General features: G+C 71.1%; 2 protein-coding genes. One reads left to right on the forward strand and one right to left on the reverse strand.

Annotated features, from left to right (window positions below; all coding sequences use genetic code 11):
• Positions 1 to 755, forward strand: a 755-nt coding sequence (locus tag AC0VX0_RS12245; protein ID WP_475452170.1) for a S41 family peptidase, incomplete at its 5' end; no start/stop codon positions are given.
• Positions 756 to 898: 143 nt separating this feature from the next.
• Here the strand turns inward: AC0VX0_RS12245 and AC0VX0_RS12250 are convergent.
• Positions 899 to 1,704 (reverse strand): MFS transporter (locus AC0VX0_RS12250; RefSeq protein ID WP_475452172.1); only part of this gene is annotated, 806 nt, incomplete at its 5' end.

A 1,704-nucleotide genomic window follows, 5' to 3' on the forward strand; every position in this document is an offset into this window, starting at 1 on the left:
GGGGGAAGCATTCGAGCTTCGCTCCCGGCGCGGACCCAGACGTGAGGGGTGGAAGGTCGACCTCCAGCGCTTCCGAGTCACCCCGCATGAATGTCGCGTTGCCGACCGTCACTACGACGGATGGCGTCAGTACCCTCAGCCTGCCAGCACTGCCTGTGGCTAGTGACGATCCCCAGGCGTCCGAGTACGCGATGGTCCTGGCGGATGGAATCGACGCCGCAGCGCCAGCGACCTGTGGGTGGGTGGTGGACGTGCAGGGAAACCTGGGGGGGAACATGTGGCCGATGCTCTCGGGGGTCTCCGCGTTGTTGCCGGAGGGGCCGGTGATGTTCTTCCGGGATCGGGCTGGTGAGGACACGGCAGTGACCGTGCAGGAGGACGGGGCAGGTACAGAGGGCATGACGTTCGTCAGCGTGGGGCCCCGGACACAACGCGATGGCGCTCCGATTGCGGTGCTTCAAGACCGGTCCACGTCGTCCTCGGGGGAGGCGGTGCTGGCCGCCTTCCGAGGGTTGCCCAATGCAAGGTCGTTCGGGCAGTCATCGTCAGGGTATGGGTCCGGGAACGCGACACACGTGCTGCCCGATGGCAGCCGTATCACCCTGACGGCCGCGGAGTTCGTGGACCGTGGAGGCGAGGTTCTGGGCGATCGCCCGGTGGACCCGGACGTGCCGATCCGTAGGGATGGGGGCGGCGGCACGGACGCGGCTCAGGCGGCGGCGAGGATCTGGCTGCAGGAACGCGGCTGCCCCTGAGCGCCCTGGCCCGCTCGCATCCCGCGGCGCGTGGTCCAGCCGTCACGCAGGGGATTGTGCGTGCGCTGGCAGGTCGCTCCAATGGCAAGCGTTGTGGCGCGAATCGGCTCCGCCGTAAACGACCGATTGTGTCCGTGGGTGGGTTACTGGGGGCGGCGCGCGAGACGGGTGGCGGCGAAGGCGAGGGCGAGAGAAAGCAGGGCCATCGCCTGCCACCCGGCCAGTACCCATCCCGGGCCGAAGGCCGCGCCGAGCGCGCCGCCGGCCAGCGTGGCCAGGGGCACGGAGCCGCGCGTGAGGGTGCGACGCATCGCGGTGACCCTGCCCAGGGTGCCCTCGGGGCAGGAGCGGGCGAAGATCGCGCCGCTGGTGATGTTACCCAGCACGACCATGAACCCCCACAGGGCGGCGCCGGCCAGCAACAGGGGACCGGCGTGGGCGCGGTCGAAGAACGCGGCCAGGTGGAGTGCGACGGCGGCGGCGCAGCCGGCCGAGCCGGCCAGGATGCATCCCTTCTCGCCCAGGGTGTCGATGGCACGGGGGGCGAGGGCGGAGACGGTCAGGGCGCCGAGGGCTCCGGCGGTGAGCTGGAAGCCGACGAACTCGGGACCGAGCTGCAGGTCGGTGAGCACCCACACGGCCTCGATGGGGGCGAACAGGGCCATGCCGATGTTGCCGGCCATGGAGTTCAGGGTGAGCAGCCACAGCACGGGGGTGCGTCGCAGGGTGGTCCACCCGTGGGCGGCCTCGCTCCAGAACCGTGACCAGCGGGTGAGGACCACAGCGGCGGCGGGAGTCTGCTCACCCTCCGTGTCTTCAGTGACGGGGGCGGGGTTCATGCGCACTTTCAGCGCGACGAGCGCGGCGGCGGCCAGGAAGGCAGCCGCGATCCCCAACACCGGCCCGGCCCCGAGAGCGGCCACGAGCAGGCCGGCGGCGGCCGGGACGA

Source organism: Micrococcus sp. iso_26, assembly GCF_056172975.1.